The following is a 19,169-nucleotide window of genomic DNA, read 5'->3' on the forward strand; positions in this document are numbered from 1 at the left end:
TATAGTATATACGGAGCTAAAATTATCGTCAACTTCTATTTGTCATGAAATCCATTTTTAGCTTTTTTTTATTGACGATAAGCGGCGGTGTGCACCATCAACCTAACATTGTTTTAAACTGCAAACGGACTTGTCCTGTTTGTCGGCTTTGAAAACGGTATTATGCTATTCTTCAATATATAATTTGTCTTGCTCAATATAAAATGTCTTTCCTTTAGAATCTAACTCTCTTATATTTTCGATCGTACTTTCAATATTAGCTTTTACAGAATTATTATACCTATCCCGCGTTATTTCTCTAATACCTGTAATTATTGATTTTATTTCAATCGATTGTTGTTGCATTTTTATATTTGAAGCATTTTTTAATTGATTAATTATAATATCAATTCTGTAGTCTAACTGTTTTACCGTGTTTGAAAAGAGGATATCATCATCTGTATTTAATGCTGACTTTATATCTTCAGCATTTTTTTCTGTAATACTTGCAGATAAGAAAAGAACAATCAATTTTAAACAACTTCGAGTTTCATATGCAAGTTTCAAGAAATCTTTATTTCTTTCCAATTCATTTCTCAGTGAATTATCTGCTATTTTATTTTTTTCTAACAATATTTTTAATTCATTAATTTTTGAATTTAATCTATTTTCAAAATAATAGATTTGTGAAGTTAGATTATTTATCGTTGTAATTATATTTGAAATAATAGAGTTTTTATAAGACTCTGATTCTAAGATTATAGTCCAATCATTTTTTATTTCTTGCAGAAAGATTGTTGAAGAAAAAATCAAAGCTTCTTGTGTTGTATCAATCTGACGTTGGACTTCTTCGATATTTTTTGTAAGAGTTTTTATCGATTGATTGATTTGAGCCATAAAATATTGACCGGTAATCATGGAAACTACTGAAAAAACTGCTAACGGAGATGCTAAATTTGATAAGGATTGCAATCCCCCTTGTCCAACAATTTTACCAGAGTCACCAATTATACTAGTTGTGTTTAAACCAGCATTTGCTCCATTTTTAATTTCCATTAATGTTCCTGTAACGCCTTTAGGAAAAATAACTTTGTAAGATTTTGATAACTGCTCTGCTGTAATCATATTGGGAATTTGATTAATAAGCATATTTGCAGAACCTATTTCTTTTCGATTCTTGCGTTCTTCAGTATCAGGTAAAACTTGAATAGTAGGAAGTTGGTAAGTATTATTTCCGATCATTTCCATATTTCTATTTTTCCTCGGCATATTCTTCGTCTAATATTTTCGAATTCTGTTTCCATGTTTTATACTTATCCAAATCGCCTTTTACAAATGGAATACATAGTCCTAAAATAAAAATATCATCAAGCCATCCAATTACAGGGATAATATCTAAAATTAAATCAATTGGGGATAAAATATACAAAAGTGTACATATTATTGCAGCAATAGCACCTACAGGAACTTCTTTATATTTTCCAGAAAAAACATCTTTCAACATTTCAAAGAAAAGTGGTATATAATCAGCATATTCTCCAAAATTTCCTTTTTTTACTTTTTCTTTAATCTTTTCTTCATTTTTAAATACTTTTTCAAAATCATTATCTGTATATTGATATGATTTGAAGCCTTCAAATTTTTCACTTGCTTTAACTTTTTTCTTTTCATCAAATTTTTCAGACATAAATTCCTCCATATATTTACTTCAACGCCCATAGCGTGTGAGCATAATTCTGCTTCAGAACGCCCAAGGACGGGCGTGGTTCCACGCAGTAGCGAGGTTACGGTAATGTGCAACGTCCGTGTTGCTCATTACCTTGCAAGTTTCACAAAAATGGAATTTTTGTAAAACATCGTTTCTGTTTGATATGCCCGCCATCCATGGCGGTATTGAGCAAAAACTCGCCCTCAAGAGTGTACAAGGAGGTACACTCTTGAGAGAATCCCTTAAAGCAGGTCTGATTTTTAGAGTGGGATTACTACACGCCTTCTCAGCTTGTCGAAATGCTGTCTTAATCCCTTAAAGCAGGTCTGATTTTTAGAGTAATAACTTACACGGATAATCTATAGGAGGATTATTATGAGTCTTAATCCCTTAAAGCAGGTCTAGGTATTCAGATGACAATGGTTTTCGAGTTTAATAGCGGCGAATATGTGCAGGTCGCTCATGATGTTGCAGAATTGTCTTAATCCCTTAAAGCAGGTCTAAGAAGGTTAGGGAGGCTTTTCTTTTTTTTCGATAAAAAGAAAAGTCCCCCTATAACCCCCAAAAGAAAAACGGCGACTTAGGGCGTTGCCCTAAGAACCCGTCTTGGTTCCATAACTTGGTTCTGAATAAAAAGTTGAGCCGTGATGCTTTTTGCGTAACTCCGTTTCAGAACGCCCAAGGACGAGCGTGGTTCCACGCAGAAGTGATGTTTTGAGCCTTGCTCAAAACTCACCGTCAAAGAATGTACAGGACGTACATTCTTTGACAGAATCCCTTAAAACAGGTCTAAGAAAGTTAGGGAGGCTTTTCTTTTTTTTCGATAAAAAGAAAAGTCCCCCTATAACCCCCAAAAGAAAAACGGCGACTTATGGCTCTGCCCTAAGAACCCGCCTTGGTTCCAAAACTTAGTTCTGAATAAAAAGCTGAGCAGTGATGTTTTTTGCGCAACTCCGTTTCGGTAGCGGCACGGACGCCACTGGTTTCACGCAGCAGGTCTGATTTTTAGAGGAAGCAAAAAAGCGCTTTAAGAGCTGGAGGCTTGCAAGGTCTTAATCCCTTAAGTCAGGTCTGATTTTTAGAGAAAATCTTCTTCCAAATATCGTCGGAAAGGGCTTAACAGTCTTAATCCCTTAAAGCAGGTCTGATTCTTAGAGAATAAGCTCCAAGTCAATCCAAGTCGTAGACGGTTCGTCTTAATCCCTTAAAGCAGGTCAGATTTTTAGTCCCATGATGATACAGTTTACAACGATGAGTTTGATAAGTTCGTCTTAATCCCTTAAAGCAGGTCAGATTTTTAGAGCGCGTGGGGTAAGGCTCGGTGAGGTATCGACTTAGAAAGATGTTTTCGAAAACCTCTGGTAAAACGGGGGCGATCTCTAAAAAAATAGAAAAAATAGATATAATGAATCCTGTAATCATTGTAATAATAAAGACTTATATATTTTCGCAAACCTACCCCTAAAAAGCGGGTTTTGGACACTTTTTGGAGGTTTGCGATTTTGTCAAAAAGCAGTTAAAACCTATGCTTTTATTCTATCACACCTCCTTTAGAAAGGGCAAGCAGAAAAAATAGAAAAAAACTAGGGTAAATATGGCTGGTATGTGGTACAGGGATTCCGCATTATAAATAGTGTCAAAAAAACAGTAGCTCACACGGTACAAAAGATGGTAAAATATTCTTGGGGTGGAACAATGACATTACAAGAATCATTTGAGAACATTAAAGACGAAAGAATCGAAAGATGCAAGAAACACTATCTCGTCAATATACTGATGCTCGTGTTTGTGGGAGTGTTGTGCGGGTATAAAAGCATAGAACAAATACAATTTTATGCGACATTAAGCGAACAAACCCTTAAAAAATATCTGAAACTGGAAAATGGCATCCCCAGCAGCGATACGATTCTACGCGTACTTGCAAGGATTGATGCAAAGCAACTTGAAAAAGTATTCATAGAATATGCGCGGGAAGTATTCGGCAAGCATATTGCAGAAAATGAAGTATTAGCGATTGACGGAAAAACTATCCGGCGCTCTGAATATGCACCGACAGGCGAAGATAAAAAGGCTCATAAAGCTGCTCATGTTGTTTCGGCTTGGGCGCACTCCCTAGGTGTGTGCTTCGGGCAGGTGAAAACAGAAGAAAAATCAAATGAAATCACCGCCATTCCTGAACTTCTGGATCTGTTAGACTTAAAAGGGATGATTATTACTATAGATGCGATGGGTTGCCAGAAAAAAATCGTTGAGAAAATAGCAGAAAAGGAAACAGAGTATGTCATTTCTCTGAAAGGAAATCAACACCCCGACGCAGAGCGTCGGGGTGTTGTTCTCATAAGGTGATTGCAGTCGGATTTAATACCCTTTGCTATGATACAACGGGTATTAAATCCTCCGCACGAATCAGCAATCGATCCATCGGGATGTAAAAGAGTTTTTTGAGCACCCTTGTGATGACGCTTATTGTCAGTATTACAATATTCAGCGTGGAGAATATAGCATTGAAATTGGACACGGACGAATTGAAAAACGCACCTGTTATCTTTGCGGGAATATTGATTGGCTTTCAGAAAAAGATGAATGGAAGAATCTCAATGGCGTTGGAATGCTCGTGTGCGAAAGAACGGTAAAGAAGACTGGGAAGAAATCCGTTGAACAAAGATATTTTTTGACCTCACTGACAGATGTGCACAAGGCAGCATTTGCGATGAGGGCTCATTGGGGGATAGAAAATAACCTGCATTGGGTTCTCGATGCAATTCTCGATGAGGATTATTGTCTTGTGCGGAAAGACAATGCGGCAGCAAACTTAAGCGTCTTACGAAAAATTGTCTTGAATATACTCAAACAGGTTGATTTTTCGGATATCGTAAAAGCAAAGAAAATGCTCCTATAAATTCGACAACCGCAGCCTTTATTAAAAGGCGAGGATTGGCGAATTGCCGCACTTTTGCAATGAAATGAAAAAGTGCAATCAATAGACGATGTTTGCCAAATGGTAAACTCGGCATTACAATAAGCCGTACCATCTGGGCGGCTTATTGTAATAGCGCTTCTCCATAAGAAACACCTGTGCAACAAACGAGAAGATTGCCTCGATAGAGTATTGCTCTCATTATAATGCGGAATCCCTGACGTTGTGAACGTTCCTCATGACATATTTGTAAAATTGTTGTACTATTTTTTTTAATCCCTTGTTGGAAAAAATTGGAGAATTAAATCTAGAGGTTTTCCTTAGATTAAATCATCAGTACATTAGGAGGATAAAAATAATGGCACACCCCATAGAAGTAGAGGTCAGAAGCTACGAACTGGACGCATATAATCACGTAAATAACGCCATATATTTAAACTATTTGGAATATGCCCGTATGGAATACCTGCGTCGTATCGGCTTTGATTATGTAGGGCTCATCGAAGAAGGCTACATGCTTTATGTAACGCATATCGATATTCACTACAAATATTCTGCGCGGCTTTACGATAAACTCCGTATTGACGTTACGCCTATCAAACTCGGCAAACTTTCGGGAACGTTCCGGCAGGTAATCACAAATCCTGAAGGATATGTCTGTGCTGAAGCTGAAGTTTCGTGGGGCTGTGTAGATAAAACCGGTAAGCCCGCAAAACTACCGGACAAGTATTTTGTTGCAGGCCTTGCACCTGAGAAAAAGATACATTGATCTGCATAGTTCTTCACTGCAACAGTTTCCAAAGTTCATACTTTGTTCAACTGTTGCATTTTAAAGGAAGGTTTATGACCGACAGGCAATACGGAAGCCGATATTGTCGTATTTACTATTAGGTTTATCACTAAAGCGGATCATACGAGTAGCCTTAGAAGCGTCTTGGAACCAACTGCCGCCGCGGCGAACCCGATTGATGCCGGTCTCCTTGCCGGTAGGATCCTGTTTATCATAACTTTCCATATTACTCCAATACCAATCCCAGCACCATTCTATCACATTCCCGGTCATATCATACAATCCGTAAGCATTCGGCTTCTTTTTCTTTACTTCATGCGTTTTCTTATTGGCTCCGGTGTCGGATAACCATGCGTAGTCTTTCAGCTCGCTCAGTATGATCGTACCTGCCCATGCATCATCCTTTCCGGCCATTGCTGCCCATTCCCATTCCGCTTCAGTAGGGAGCCGGAATCCTTTCTTTGACCAATCCGCGTACGGTAGTTTTTGGGCACCGGCATCACCTTTCGTATACACTGTGGTAAACGCCGCATCACTATAATAGACGCATGTAGTACTTGCTCCTCTGTTCGTTTTCTTTGTCAGTTCATTACAGAAGGCTATGCACTCAAACCATGTAATCATTTCTACGGGACGTTTCATTTGTACTTCACCGGCAGCAGGAGGATTCTTTGAGCCTTTAAACCCGCTTGGATTATTTCCCATAACTTCCTGCCATAACTCTTGGGTCACTTCTGTTTCGCTTATTTGATAGGCGGTTAAATTTACCCAACGCGGGGGATTATTCTTTTCTGCACTATGACCTATACTGGCGTTGGTTACCGCGGCAATTGGTTTCATTACAAAATTTACACCTTGTACGGAACCGATACCGCTTGCTGCATCATATCCGCTGGGTTTTTCAGGTTTTTCACCATTGGAGGCGGAACCATTATCAGGATTGGCGGAGGGGGTTGTACCGGGGCAAGCGGTGAATAAAAGAGATATAATCAGCATACACACCGATATGGCGGCATAGCCGAAATATTTTTCTATCGTCCGGCCTTCCGCCCTGAAATTGTTGATTTTCATATTTGTCATTTCTCCTTAGTCATACTATCTTTAGAATATAACCGAACGCATTATACTGTAAAATATGCATAATCGCAATGCTTCTTAAATGTCTAACCATGAGTAACCGCCATGGATTCCAACGCTTGCTGGACAGCTATCAGAAAAAGAGTTATACTCTTTCTGTATATAAGTAATATACGTGTGGATCCGCTTATTATTATCTTTCAAAGGCGGACAAGATAGGCGGATGTCTTTTTTATTCATTAAAAGGAGACTTGACAAAATGAATGAAAAAAGTATAATACCCCCCCCCCCCCCCCGCACCTACCTACCGTTTAATTGGTAATACTGGATGGGTGATTGGTAATCGAAATTCCTACAAAATAATCTACTCTTTAGATTCCTTCTCTGGGAAAGAATTTTATATGCGTTTGTAAGGTTACCGCGACTAATACCCTGTATCATCATCTCAAATTACTATATCCATTATTTTATTGGGAGGTTTACAATGAAAAAACGTTTTTCGTTAAAAAAGAAATTCATTCTTATTTTCGGGATTCTGATTGCCGCCGCTGCTGTAATCGAAATTGTATTAGCTGTCGTAATTGCCAGAAAAGCCGTAACCGAAAAAATCGAAGACCATCTTATCGACAAAGCAAATGATACGGCCGAAATTATAAACGGAAGGGTCACATCACTGTTACAATTTATCGAAGGCATTTCCCGTATGCCGATCCTTCGAGATACAACCGCATCATCCGCCGCAAAACTGGCTTTTCTTGCTAATGAAGTGTCTTTTAATGAAAAAATAATAGAATTGAATATGACGAATGCACAAGGACAATGTTTACTTGCCGATGGAAGCGTATTATCCGTTGTTAACAGAGATTGGTTCCGTGCCGCCATTGAGGGAAAATCTTTTTTTTCGGAACCATACATTTCGCGTGCAAACGGTCAATTAATCAATACCCTTTCCGTGCCTGTATATGATGATGACAAAACTATCGTAGGAGTGTTGTCTGCCGATATCTCAGGTTTTACTTTGTCCGAAGCCATTGCCGATATCGTCGTAGGAGAATCCGGTAACTGTTATATTATGGGCTCGACAGGAATTATCATCGCCGATAGAGATACCGATTTAGTACAAAAGCAAGATAATATCATCGAACAAGCAAAAACAAACGCCTCGCTCGCATCAACTGCTGCCTTTTTACAGTATGTCCTTGATAATAGCGAAGGCGAAGTCTGCTACTATGACTATCAGGGAGTTGACTATATTGCATCATTTTCCGCAGTTAAAACTACTCATTGGTCAATCGTTATCCGTGCACCCGTCAATGAATTCATGGGAACTGTCAACGCACTCCGTAATACGATGATAGGAATTGGCATCAGCGTGTTGATTGGAGCACTGATCATTGTCTATTTTGTTGCTCGTACAATGGTAAAACCAATCCAAACGACTGTTTCCACACTACAAAATATTTCGCAAGGGGATGGCGATTTAACGGTACGTTTACCGGTCGGCGGTAATGATGAAATTACCGATATGTCCGAATATTTTAACAAAACGATCGATAAGATCGGTACATCGATACGGACTGTCGGAATCAATAGCCACACTATGGAAGAAATCGGGAACGAACTTGCCTCCAATATGACCGAAACTGCAAGCGCAGTAAACCAAATCAGCACAAACATTGACGGCGTTAAACAGCAGGCATTAACTCAAGCCGCCAGTGTTACCGAAACAGCAGCAACTGTTGAGGAAATTGTTCGAACCATTAAGCAACTCAATACCAGTATTGAGAATCAAGCAAGTAGTGTTGCGCGATCTTCCGCTTCGGTAGAACAAATGGTAGCAAATATCGCTTCCATCAGCCAGACACTCGGTAAAACCGACAGCGTAATCGGAAATTTAACAACGGCAACCGGAGACGGCAAAGCCACACTTGTTACCTCAAATACCGTAACGCAAAAAATTGCAGAAGAGTCCGGTTCATTAATGGAAGCATCAAGTGTAATTCAGCATATTGCATCCCAAACAAACCTTCTTGCAATGAATGCTGCAATAGAAGCTGCTCACGCAGGTGAAGCGGGCAAAGGGTTCGCCGTCGTTGCGGATGAGATACGTAAACTTGCAGAAGAGTCCTCGATGCAAGGAAAGACCATTACCGCTACCTTAAAAAACTTGAGCGGAGAAATAGAGATGCTTTCCAGCTCGTCAAAAACCGTAGAGGAAAAATTCAATACGATTTTTAACTTTGCCGAACAGGTAAAAGAGATGAGCAATAGCGTTACCGAAGCGATGCGAGAGCAAGAAAACGGAAGCCGGGAAGTATTAACCGCGATTAAAGATATCAATATGATAACGGCCGAAGTACAGGCAGGTTCCGAAGAAATGCTGAAAGGCGGTGAAAGTGTTGCGGAAGAAATGCGAAAACTCGATACGCTTACCCGTAACATTACCGACAGCATGACCGAAATGGCATCCGGTGCGGTACAGATTAACAATGCTATACAAGAAGTAAACGAAATTACACAGAAAAATAAACATAGCATTGAGAATCTTGCGAAAGAAGTCTCAAAATTTAAGGTGTAATATGTAAAACATAAGGTACCGCTACCGGATTGTTTTACTACATCCTGACATAGAGGAGTTGAAAATGTATAGTTGGAAAATTGATCTTAAAAAGAAAAGCGTTCTTATAGGCGCACTGATTTTAACTGCGTTGTTTGTAACCGCCTGCACAACGCAAGAAGGAAAAAGCGATTCACAGGGTACGGCGAAAATCGCTGATATGAAAGGCGCCGAGCTGGATACCATTATGAACGACAAGGCGGAACAAGATCAGTACCTTGTTATCGATGTACGTGAAAAATACGAGTATGAGGCAGGGCATGTCCGCTATGCAATCAACATCAGTCTCAACGATATCGAAAACAGGCTGAACGATATTGCAGACTTCAAGGATAAAAATATTATCGTTATTTGCAGAAGCGGAAGACGGAGCCGGGCTGCTGCGAAAATCCTACAAAAGAACGGATTTAAAAAACTGTTCAATGCGGATGGAGTCGGCAGCTACTCTTATAAGTCGATCACCAAAGTTACAAACGTACGCGGGAAACAGATGCAGGAGCTCGCGAATACAGGGAACTATTCCGTTGTCGATGCCCGAGAACCCGCTGATTATGCCGCTTCGCATTTAAAAGGTGCAATATCGGGGAATGCGGATACCCTTGCTGAATTACTCCCGCAATTACCTAAGGAAAAACCGGTGCTAACCTACTGCTATTCCGGCAACCGCTCTTTTGCCGTTGCGGAAAAATTAGTAGCTGCAGGATACACGGTGATAAACAGTTTAGACGGTACCAACGAATACTCAGCCTTTGAATTGGTAAAATAACGAAAAATAAGACAGATATCCGCAGACACTATCAGAAATCAAAGCCCGCTAAAAAGTTAACTTTTTAGCGGGCTTTTTTATTTATGCGAAACGTTTAATACACCGGCGTTCTGCTTCGGTGTGTGTTGATTTAAGTTAATGATAACTATGCGCCGCGTTTACCTTACACTTCACCGGGGGCAAGTTGGGTTAAAATTTCGGTGTGGTCTTCAAAGATGGCAACCGTGTGCTCCATGTGGCAGGAACAGGACTTGTCGGCGCTGACAACCGTCCATCCGTCGGCGCGGGTTTTAACATCTGCCGTACCGAGGTTAATCATCGGTTCAATCGCAATCACCATACCGGGTACCAGCCGAGGATTTGGCCCACCGCGCTCCGGTACGTTTGGGATATTCGGTTCTTCATGTACTTTAAGCCCGACCCCGTGGCCGCAGTATTCATATACGACACCGTATTTATACTGCCGCGCCAAGTCGTACACCGCGCGGGATATTGCATTTACACGCTTACCTGCCTGACAGGCGGCGATTCCCGCATAAAGGCAGTCGGTGGTAACTTTTAAAAGTTGTGCGCGTTCGGGGCTCACCTTTCCAACCGGCACCGTTACGCACGAATCGCTGATGTATCCGTTAAGGTCAATACCGATATCCAGCGATACGAGGTCTCCTTCCTGTACGATTTTCTTTTTACTGGGTATACCATGTATAACTTCTTCATTGATGGAGATACAGGCTGCCCCCGGAAAATCTTCCGCATACCATGCGGGAACGCCGCCGATGCTCTTAATGTATTCAACACAAAAGTCATCCAGCGCTTTAGTGGTTACGCCCGGCTGCACACGAGGAGTCAGCTCTTTAAAGAGCCGCGCCAATGCCTTACAGGATAGGCGGATACCGTCTATCTGTTCCTTTGTCTTAATTCGTATCATATATTCCTTACCTTTTGCGCAGCCTTACCGCTTCGGGATTTGCCGGTTATCTTATGTTAAGGATAACCGGAGTACCTTTAACGCCAAAGCTGCTCCTGATAGTTTTTTTTCAACTTCGCTATGCCGCGGATACGTGGATTCATCCGCACGGAAGCCTCCGCACATCCGTCACCGGTGCTAAAATCACCCATCCGGTAATAAATTTCCGCCATCTTTTTTAATATTTCCGCATTATCCGCTTTACTTAATCCAAAATCCAGTGCGGCTTCACAACAATCAAGCAGTAAATCATCTGCAAGATTATAGATGAGTTTTTCACGGATAAGCTTGCGGGCAAGGATAAGCACTTCGGGAAAAAAATGGCGGAAATATGCCTGCGTCTGCTCTTCGCGGATAATCCGGTCAAGCAGCAAAAAAGACTCATAATAATGATCGCGGAAATAGAGTTCCTCTGCAAGAACAAAACCGCAATCCATAAAATCTCCCCTGCTAAAGTAACGGCGCAGCGAAAAAGAAGGTTGTATCGACCGGAGCCGTAAAAATTCCTGTACTGCTTCGTCCTCAGCATTATGGAAAAGGTCAAAAAAAATCAGCGTAGCTCTGCTTTCGAGATCCGTCCGTTCTTTTAACCACGTACGATAATCAAAACCTTTACCTTTTGTGGTGGTCTTATTATAGAAAAAATCAAACTCTGCCCGACGCTTCGCATCAAGTAAGGCTTCATAGGCACGGATAAGCCGCATCAGCGCCTGCTCATTCGCTTTTTTACCATCGGTATTCCGAATATTATGCGGAATATCGGGATGCAACTCTTTTGCTTTTTTCCGGAATGCCCGCTTGATTTCTGCGGTCGAAGCAGAGGGAGAAATATTTAAAATCTTATAATAATCTTCTATTATTATGGCTTGATGTGTTGAGCGATTTCCACGCCTTTCTTCGCTGTCCTGCCGTCCGCTTTCCGTCTTACTACCCAATATTTGCCCCCGCACGGCGAGCATCCGCTGCAGTCCGTAAACTATCGAAGTAGTCGATCATAAAACCGCAGCTTTCCAATGCATTCATCACATTTCGAGTAAATTTATCCGAAAATAAACCGCGGCTTACAGTCAGGACACAGCCCTTACAGCCTTCTTTCAGACCGTGATCTTTTAGGATAGTTATAACAGTAGGATCGGGCTTTGATGCAAAAAGCGGTTTTTCGGCGCAGAAAACGGCAATATATCCGTACATATTAAGCCGATCGGTATCGTTCAACGCATATCCGTCCAAAATACGAAGGTCATCGCACCGGGTATGAGCCCCTTCTTTTAAGGCTTCCAGAAAAAGATTGGTTTGTGCTGTTTGCCCTTTGTCAAAATATACCAATACTGCTGTCATGATGATATAATAAAAAAAATGAATATATTGTGCAAGCGCAGCAACGCAGTAGACGGTAGGCATATTTTTAAAAGGAGATTATAATACCTCTATGCATTCCTATTACTATGAGGACAACCTCACTGCTCTTCAGGCAAAATTTGCCGCTCAAAAATTAGCATTTGCACCGGCAGCTTTTCAAACGGCAAAAGCAATGGTCGATTTACATATCTTGCAAGTTATAGAAGATTCAAAAACAGCCGGCTTAACGATAGAAGCTATCATCAATAAGACCGGTCTTTCTTCATATACCGTAAAACTGCTGATGGAGTTCAGCTTGAGTTTAGAGTTGGTAAAGATTATTCCGAAATCCGAACCACAGGCTTATGTATTGGGTAAGACCGGCTATTTTTTACTCAATGATGAGTTGACACAAGCAAATATGAATTTTATCAATGATGTATGCTATCAAGGACTTTTTTATTTACAAGACAGTTTAAAAACAGGAAAGCCCGCCGGATTAAAGGTGTTTGGGAATTGGGATACCATTTATCAAGGCTTAGCTTCTTTGCCGGAACAGGTAAAGAAAAGCTGGTTTGCGTTTGACCATTATTATTCCGACAGTATTTTCGGTGCAGCATTACCCATCGTATTTAAAGAAAATCCCCGGCATATAATGGACATCGGCAGCAATACGGGAAAGTTTACCAAGGCAGCTCTTTCGTATAATAATCAGGTGTTAGTGACGATGGTTGATTTGGCGGGACAGATTGCGATGGCGCAAAATAATCCCGAATTGAAACCGTTTAAAGATCGGATTGAAAGTTATCCCACCAATATTCTGAATCCTGATGAACAGTTGCCGTCAAATGTGGACACCGTGTGGATGAGCCAGTTTTTAGATTGTTTTTCTCTTGATGAAATTCAAGGGATTGTAAGAAAAATAAAAAAGAATGTTCCACCTCATTGCAATATCTTCGTACTTGAACCGCTATGGGATATGCAGCGGTTTGAAGCGGCAAGCTATTCAATTCAAGCAACATCGATTTACTTTGCGGCAATGGCAAACGGCAACAGCAAAATGTATTCATATTCGGACTTAGTCGGCGCGATTGAAGCCGCCGGTTGTACGTTGGTACGGGCGCACCATAATCTCGGTATCAACTCGTATTCGCTGTTGCAATTTTCTCCCCGCTCATAGGAATAACAATGAAGAGCTGGAATTGCACGATACTGGACAGTTTTTTCTGGGAACCGGCGGAAGACTCACAAGAAGTTGACGTTTCGTTTGTACCGATGATGCTGAGAAGACGATGCAGCCAATTCACCAAACTCTGTTTTTCTGCCTCACATCAATCCATAACGGAAGGTAAAGATTTGCCGGTTATTTCAGTATCAAAATACGGAGAAATTCAACGGCAGTATGCTATTTCAAAAAAAATAATCGAAACAAAAGAGGTATCTCCGACTGCGTTCAGTTTTTCGGTGTTTAATACGGCAATTGCATTGCTGGGTATTTCACTGAAAAATCATGCATCGGCTCAAGCGTTCAGTACCATGTCGTACCAACTGGAAGCGGGTTTGATTCACGCGCTTTCATTTTTGGAAAACCACAGCGAAGAAGAAAAGTTGTTGCTGTTAGTAGGCGAAGAACGGTTGCCGGAAGCGTATCAAAATATTTCCGCTGAAAAAAACATCCCGTTTATCGCGGCCTTCTTACTTTCATTGCACGGTAACGGGTACACGGTACGGTTCTCTTCTATGCCGCCGCAAGACCGATGCAGCTCTGACGTATATAACAATGATAACGCACTTGCTGATAACACAGGTGTTATAGAGAATAGCGACAGTCCGGAAAATTATGATCAGTGTAAGCGTTTTATTCGCTTTGTGCAAAGCCCTGCAGGTACGCCAACTTCCATTCACATAAATCGATTAGAGATATTCAAAAATGAATAAATTACGACAGCTTAGAAATATTGTAGGAAAACTCGTTTGTTTTGTATATTTCGGACTCAGTTCGCTTTTTGCTTCATTTATTATATTTCCTCTGATCTATGTGTTTATATGGGAAAAGAAGGCACGATATAATGCAAAAATTGCCGTTGTCCGCGGGCATTTTTCATTTTTTATTTGGTTGATGTGTTGGTTAGCTCATTACAAAATCGATACCTCGGCTATACAAAAATATAAAGATATGCGCTCTACGGTTGTCGTTGCAAATCATCCTTCACTCATCGATATTGTTGTTCTTATTTCTGCCGTACCACATCCCGACTGTATTGTTGCAGGGCGTCTTTTTAATAATTTCTGGATACGGAAGATTGTTGGACAACTCTTTGTTGATTCGTTTGCAGATGCTGAAGTATTATTGGAGCGTTGTCGAAAATCTTTACATGACGGTAATAATATGATAATCTTTCCTGAAGGGACTCGTACTAGACCTGAGACTGCCGGAAAACCTCTTAAAAGAGGGGCTGCCCAAATTGCTTTACGGGCAGGCGCTGATGTGTTGCCTATTCATATAAAAACTGAAAATCTTGTAGGATTAGGAAAACATGAATCTCTACTAAAAGTACACGTCAATGGTTATGCTCAACTGATATTGGAACCTCATGCGATGCTTGCGATAGATTCATTTAATCATGAACCTTTTGCTCAGGCAGCAAGAACACTGACAGAAGCAATACGGAATACAATTTTTGCGGAGGATGGTTGTGAATACTAAAGAAGAAATCCAAAACGAGATTAAGAAGATCATTATTCAGTCGTTGGATTTGGAAGATGTAAAACCGGAAGATATCGATGCGGAAGCGCCCCTTTTTGTTGAAGGGGAAGGTTTAAGCTTGGATTCGATTGATGCGCTGGAACTCGGTGTTGCGCTAAAAAAGCAATTCGGTATCAGTTTTTCTCAAAATGAAGAGGACAATAAAAAGCATTTTTATTCGGTGGCAACTCTGAGCGATTTTATCAGTAAAAACGCTGTATAACCTGTATAATATATATACGCATAACAAATGATAAAAGGCATCTCAAAAGTCTATTTCAGTTTTTACGGATGCTCGAATGATAAGGATAGGAGTATAACATGAAGAAAGAAGAACTCTTTGAAGAAGTAAAAAAAATTCTGACGGAGAAATTCGAAATCGAAGAATCGAAAATTACGCTGGATTCAAATATTGTTACCGATCTCGATCTTGACAGTATTGATATTATCGATTTGATTGTTACGCTGAACAATATGCTGAAGCTGAACGTATCGGCAGCGGATTTTAAGGATAAAAGAACGCTCTCGGAAATTCTTGATGTTATTTGCAATGCAGTATAAAAAACATCGGCGGAGCTACAGCCGGTATTGTTAATTGAGGACGTCCGATGTTTAAACTACTGAGTAAAACTGATTTTTATAGCTTACGAGATTCATCCCAGCCTTTTCTTGTAGATAGTTCGAGTACAGACAATAAAACCATTGCCGATTTTGTGCATGATATTGCGATAGTATATCCACATTTTTCTGCACGCCAAGAGACCGTTTTTCTGATCTTTTCGGAAAATATCTATGAATTTATGGTGATATTCTTTACCGCGCTGTTAGCAAAAAAGAAAGTATGTTTACTCAACACAAATAAATATGCGTATATCAAAGGCCTCTTTAATGATGATACGCTGTTTATATCCGACACATCTGAAACTCAGTTGAGTGTTTCACAGCTGTTATGCGATGCTGCAAATACAACACATACGGACTCAATCGATTGCGCAATCTTAAAAGGACTGACAATCAGCCCTGCCGCCGATATTCATTTTTATACTTCCGGCAGTACCGGCAAACCGAAGGTTATCGAGAAAAAGTTTTCTCATCTTGAACGGGAAGTAGAAGAACTGTTCGCGTGTTTTGGTGAAGACATAACCGACAGTTTATTTCTAACTTCCGTGTTTCATTATCATGTGTACGGCTTCTTATTTTATGTTTTACTTCCCTTTGCCGTACAATGCCCGATTTTCTCAAACCGCATTAACTATTTGGAAACCTGTGCCGGTTTTTCGTCGTGGAAAAAAATTACTTTTGTCAGCAGCCCTGCTTTCTTAAAACGGATTGTAAAAATTCCGCTGACACCTTCTACGCAGTGGACTGTTTTTTCTTCTGCAGGAGCGCTTGATGCCGCGGGGAGTTCAAATTGCGCAGATATTTTCGGAACGGAAGCAATCGAAATATACGGTAGTACCGAAACAGGCGGTATTGCGTGGCGCAAGCAAAAAACAAATCCGCTGTGGCGCCCGTTCCCTTGCGTTAGCATATCAGCTGCTCCGGATAATACCTTTACCGCACGCTCTCCCTACTTTGACGGAACCGTTATGGGAGGGGATTTAATAGCGTGTACCGATGAGGGGTTGTTTACCTTGCTGGGAAGAGTTGACTCTACGGTAAAAATCGAAGGGCGCCGTATCGATTTAAAAGATATAGATACAAAGCTTTTAGCGCTGTCCGATTGCGCCGATTGTCATACGATTTACCATAAAACAAACCGCCGCGAACAGACGGTGTCTTTTATCGTATTAAAAAAAGATACTCCGCTCTATACGCTATACTTGGAAGATGAGCAAGCTGTAAAAAAGCACATACAAGATTATTTATACGCTTATTTTGATAAAACGCTTGCACCGAGAAAAATTTATATACTGGATGCTATTCCGAAAAATGCAATGGGAAAAATTAACCATGCGCAACTGGAAAGTTTGTTAAACCGCGCAGCTCCTTATGAGTATACTGCGCAGCCTATCTGTTTTACGGATGGGCATTATTCGGTAAAAATCGATATCAGCTTTCCTGAAACTTCGTTCTTTTTTCGCGGGCATTTTGACGGGTTTCCGCTTGTACCGGCGGTGGCGCAAATTAAAACGGCATTCGATATTTCAAAAAAATTGTTTTCGCATCCTTTGTATATTAAGACGGCAAAAAAACTAAAATATACCAATATGATTCATCCCGGTATTCCGCTGATACTTTCTCTGGACTTTTTTCCACAGGGTAAAAAGCTGTCCTTTTCTTTTTCCGATGCAGATAAAATCTATTCTTCCGGTATATTACATTTAGAAGGCTTTTGATGAACAGTGCTTCTGATGCATGGACGTATTGTTTTTTAATACCCGTTTATAACCATGCTGCTCTTTTAGAACACACTATTCCGCGCTTTTTATCGTTCGGTATTCCGCTCATTATTGTTGATGACGGTAGTAATGAAGAAAATAAAGCAATCTTAAAAAGAATAGCGGACAGCAGTTCTGATATTGTGTTAATCAGCAACAGTAAAAACAACGGTAAAGGTGTTGCGATAAAACAGGGAATTGCGTATTGCAAACAGCACGCTATTGATTTTGCATTTCAAGTCGATGCGGACAATCAGCATAGCCTTGCGGCGGTTCCTGCTTTTATGAGCCGGAGCAGAGCGCAAAAAAATAAAAAGCATAGCATTATCGGCTATCCTGTTTACGACAGCACCGTGCCATCGATACGCAGAGACGGGAGAAAAGTTTCCAATTTTTTTGTTTCCATTACAACGCTTATACCGGATGTGCGTGACTCCTTGTGCGGTTTTAGGATTTATCCCGTAGCCGAAACATGGAAAATATACCGCAATCCGCTTATCAGCAAAAGAATGCCGATTGATATGGAGCTATTGACCCGCCTCTATTGGAGAGGTGTGTCGATTATCTATCTGCCTGTCGATGTAACCTATCCTGAGAACGGCAGCTCTCATTATAAAGCGTTTCGTGATACGGTTATCTTGAGCGCAAAACATGCATTCTTATGCTGCGAAATGTTTTTTCGATTTCCCGTTATCTTTTTTTATGCACTTAAACGGCGGTTGCATCCATGAAGCATTGGTCAAAGATGAAAGAAGTATCCGGTAACGGATTTGCCCTGCGACTGTTCTTTTTCATCTATAACATTTTGCATCTTCAATATATTTTTATTCTGCTCCGTCCGCTAGCCTTTTTTTATTATTGTTTCTCCCCAGCAAAACGGGCTGTGTCCGCTGCGTTTTTTAAACGTATTGCACACTATAATCCGGCGATCAAACCATCCGCTCAAACAGTGTACCGTCATTTTTATTCATTCAGTCTTTCACTGGTCGAACGCATCGCCGCGTGGAAACAGGATATAAAGGTTTCAGATCTCATCATAAAAAACCGTGACGTGTATCAAGAAATTATTACCGGTCTTAAAGAAAAAAAAGGCTGCTTTTTTTTATGTTCGCATTTAGGCAATATCGATTTGTTGCGGGCATTGGCAATACAGGATAATAAAGACGGCGTGCATACAACTAAGGTAAATATCATTATTGACACGACTATGTCGCCCCGATTCAATTCATTCATGCGTTCAATTCAAGAAAAATTTGACATCAATCTGATCAATTCCCGTACCGTCGGACTTGAGACCGCATTACTGCTGCAGGAAAAACTTGATGGGGGTGAAATAATCGTCATGGCAGGAGATCGCACACCTTCCGAACATACTCAAAGAACTGTTCCCGTTCCGTTTTTAGGAGATGCGATTGCGTTACCTTATGGAGCTTTTTTATTACCCATTATACTAAAAGCTCCGTTGTATTATTTTTTTGCGTTGCGGGAAAACGATGCCTTTGTGTCAAAGTATGATTTTTTTCTATATAAATCTTCGGCGATTACGGAGAAAAAGAAAAAAGATGAAATGATCCATGCGTTAATGCATGAATATGTTGAGCTTTTAGAAAAAAAGGTGTTAGAATATCCATTGCAGTGGTATAATTTTTTTGATATCTGGGCAGGGTAAACGCATCAGGCTGTTTTTTTAACATCCCCGCAAAAAAATTGATACTATTCGACCAGAGTACGCCAAGGAATTGACATCCATGTCAATTCCTTGGCTGCCAGTTTTTTTCAAAAACTGGTTTCTGTTTATCACCCTGCCATCCTTGGCAGTTCTGTCTGCGGTTCAAATGGTCTCACAGTCTCAATTTTTTCGCGATTCTTCTCTACTCTGCCTG

At 40.6% G+C, this 19,169-nt stretch carries 18 protein-coding genes and 1 pseudogene; 13 read left to right on the forward strand and 6 right to left on the reverse strand.

Annotation, left to right across the window (positions count from 1 at the left end; translation table 11 throughout):
- Positions 1–165: 165 nt before the first annotated feature.
- On the reverse strand, positions 166–1,227 hold the full coding sequence (locus DWB79_RS03515) for a hypothetical protein (protein ID WP_016522666.1): 1,062 nt from the start codon (positions 1,225–1,227) through the stop codon (positions 166–168).
- A 4-nt stretch (positions 1,228–1,231) separates the two neighbouring features.
- Entirely contained in the window at positions 1,232–1,666 is a 435-nt protein-coding gene (locus DWB79_RS11995; RefSeq protein WP_016522667.1) for a YkvA family protein, read from the reverse strand.
- Positions 1,667–3,355: 1,689 nt separating this feature from the next.
- On the opposite strand from DWB79_RS11995, the pseudogene DWB79_RS03525 reads away from it, so the two are divergent.
- The 3 genes and pseudogenes from DWB79_RS03525 to DWB79_RS03535 form a co-directional block, all read left to right on the forward strand.
- Positions 3,356–3,991 (forward strand): annotated as a pseudogene (locus DWB79_RS03525) (ISAs1 family transposase); the annotation flags it as partial.
- 112 nt (positions 3,992–4,103) lie between these two features.
- Positions 4,104–4,586: an ISAs1 family transposase gene (locus tag DWB79_RS03530; protein ID WP_252722410.1), complete on the forward strand. Its 483-nt coding sequence runs from the start codon at positions 4,104–4,106 to the stop codon at positions 4,584–4,586.
- Between the two features lie 376 nt (positions 4,587–4,962).
- Positions 4,963–5,373 carry an acyl-CoA thioesterase gene (locus tag DWB79_RS03535; RefSeq protein WP_016522671.1) on the forward strand — a complete coding sequence of 137 codons (411 nt, stop codon included), beginning with the start codon at positions 4,963–4,965 and terminating at the stop codon, positions 5,371–5,373.
- A gap of 72 nt (positions 5,374–5,445) precedes the next feature.
- On the opposite strand, the gene DWB79_RS03540 is transcribed toward DWB79_RS03535, so the two are convergent.
- Positions 5,446–6,465, reverse strand: a complete 1,020-nt coding sequence (locus tag DWB79_RS03540; RefSeq protein ID WP_016522672.1) for a formylglycine-generating enzyme family protein — start codon at positions 6,463–6,465, stop codon at positions 5,446–5,448.
- Positions 6,466–6,955: 490 nt separating this feature from the next.
- On the opposite strand from DWB79_RS03540, the gene DWB79_RS03545 reads away from it, so the two are divergent.
- Complete coding sequence (locus DWB79_RS03545; RefSeq protein WP_016522673.1) at positions 6,956–9,049, forward strand: methyl-accepting chemotaxis protein; 2,094 nt, start codon at positions 6,956–6,958, stop codon at positions 9,047–9,049.
- A 64-nt stretch (positions 9,050–9,113) separates the two neighbouring features.
- Positions 9,114–9,854 (forward strand): rhodanese-like domain-containing protein, encoded by a 741-nt coding sequence (locus DWB79_RS03550; protein ID WP_016522674.1) that lies wholly within the window; start codon positions 9,114–9,116, stop codon positions 9,852–9,854.
- A 163-nt stretch (positions 9,855–10,017) separates the two neighbouring features.
- On the opposite strand, the gene map is transcribed toward DWB79_RS03550, so the two are convergent.
- From map to DWB79_RS03565, 3 genes are all read right to left on the reverse strand, one after another.
- Positions 10,018–10,782, reverse strand: coding sequence for a type I methionyl aminopeptidase (gene map / locus DWB79_RS03555; protein WP_016522675.1), 765 nt, complete (start codon positions 10,780–10,782; stop codon positions 10,018–10,020).
- A 77-nt stretch (positions 10,783–10,859) separates the two neighbouring features.
- Positions 10,860–11,780, reverse strand: a complete 921-nt coding sequence (locus DWB79_RS03560; protein ID WP_016522676.1) for a J domain-containing protein — start codon at positions 11,778–11,780, stop codon at positions 10,860–10,862.
- Positions 11,749–12,222: a hypothetical protein gene (locus DWB79_RS03565; RefSeq protein ID WP_016522677.1), complete on the reverse strand. Its 474-nt coding sequence runs from the start codon at positions 12,220–12,222 to the stop codon at positions 11,749–11,751. The genes DWB79_RS03560 and DWB79_RS03565 overlap by 32 nt, the downstream gene beginning before the upstream one ends.
- A gap of 28 nt (positions 12,223–12,250) precedes the next feature.
- On the opposite strand from DWB79_RS03565, the gene DWB79_RS03570 reads away from it, so the two are divergent.
- The 8 genes from DWB79_RS03570 to DWB79_RS03605 all read left to right on the forward strand — a co-directional run bounded on the left by DWB79_RS03570 (position 12,251) and on the right by DWB79_RS03605 (position 18,955).
- Positions 12,251–13,339, forward strand: coding sequence for a methyltransferase (locus tag DWB79_RS03570; protein WP_016522678.1), 1,089 nt, complete (start codon positions 12,251–12,253; stop codon positions 13,337–13,339).
- 8 nt (positions 13,340–13,347) lie between these two features.
- The gene (locus DWB79_RS03575; protein WP_016522679.1) at positions 13,348–14,097 is read left to right on the forward strand and encodes a beta-ketoacyl synthase chain length factor; all 750 of its coding nucleotides are present in this window, start codon (positions 13,348–13,350) and stop codon (positions 14,095–14,097) included.
- Positions 14,090–14,866 carry a lysophospholipid acyltransferase family protein gene (locus DWB79_RS03580; RefSeq protein ID WP_016522680.1) on the forward strand — a complete coding sequence of 259 codons (777 nt, stop codon included), beginning with the start codon at positions 14,090–14,092 and terminating at the stop codon, positions 14,864–14,866. The genes DWB79_RS03575 and DWB79_RS03580 overlap by 8 nt, the downstream gene beginning before the upstream one ends.
- On the forward strand, positions 14,850–15,128 hold the full coding sequence (locus tag DWB79_RS03585; protein ID WP_040858993.1) for a phosphopantetheine-binding protein: 279 nt from the start codon (positions 14,850–14,852) through the stop codon (positions 15,126–15,128). The genes DWB79_RS03580 and DWB79_RS03585 overlap by 17 nt, the downstream gene beginning before the upstream one ends.
- Before the next feature lie 98 nt (positions 15,129–15,226).
- Positions 15,227–15,466, forward strand: coding sequence for an acyl carrier protein (locus DWB79_RS03590; protein WP_016522682.1), 240 nt, complete (start codon positions 15,227–15,229; stop codon positions 15,464–15,466).
- Between the two features lie 47 nt (positions 15,467–15,513).
- Positions 15,514–17,244, forward strand: coding sequence for an ApeI family dehydratase (locus DWB79_RS03595; protein ID WP_016522683.1), 1,731 nt, complete (start codon positions 15,514–15,516; stop codon positions 17,242–17,244).
- Positions 17,244–18,017 (forward strand): glycosyltransferase family 2 protein, encoded by a 774-nt coding sequence (locus DWB79_RS03600; protein ID WP_016522684.1) that lies wholly within the window; start codon positions 17,244–17,246, stop codon positions 18,015–18,017. Before DWB79_RS03595 ends, DWB79_RS03600 begins: the two co-directional genes overlap by 1 nt.
- Positions 18,014–18,955, forward strand: a complete 942-nt coding sequence (locus DWB79_RS03605; protein WP_016522685.1) for a lysophospholipid acyltransferase family protein — start codon at positions 18,014–18,016, stop codon at positions 18,953–18,955. The genes DWB79_RS03600 and DWB79_RS03605 overlap by 4 nt, the downstream gene beginning before the upstream one ends.
- Positions 18,956–19,169: the final 214 nt, after the last annotated feature.

This window comes from Treponema medium, from assembly GCF_017161265.1.
Lineage (GTDB): Bacteria > Spirochaetota > Spirochaetia > Treponematales > Treponemataceae > Treponema > Treponema medium.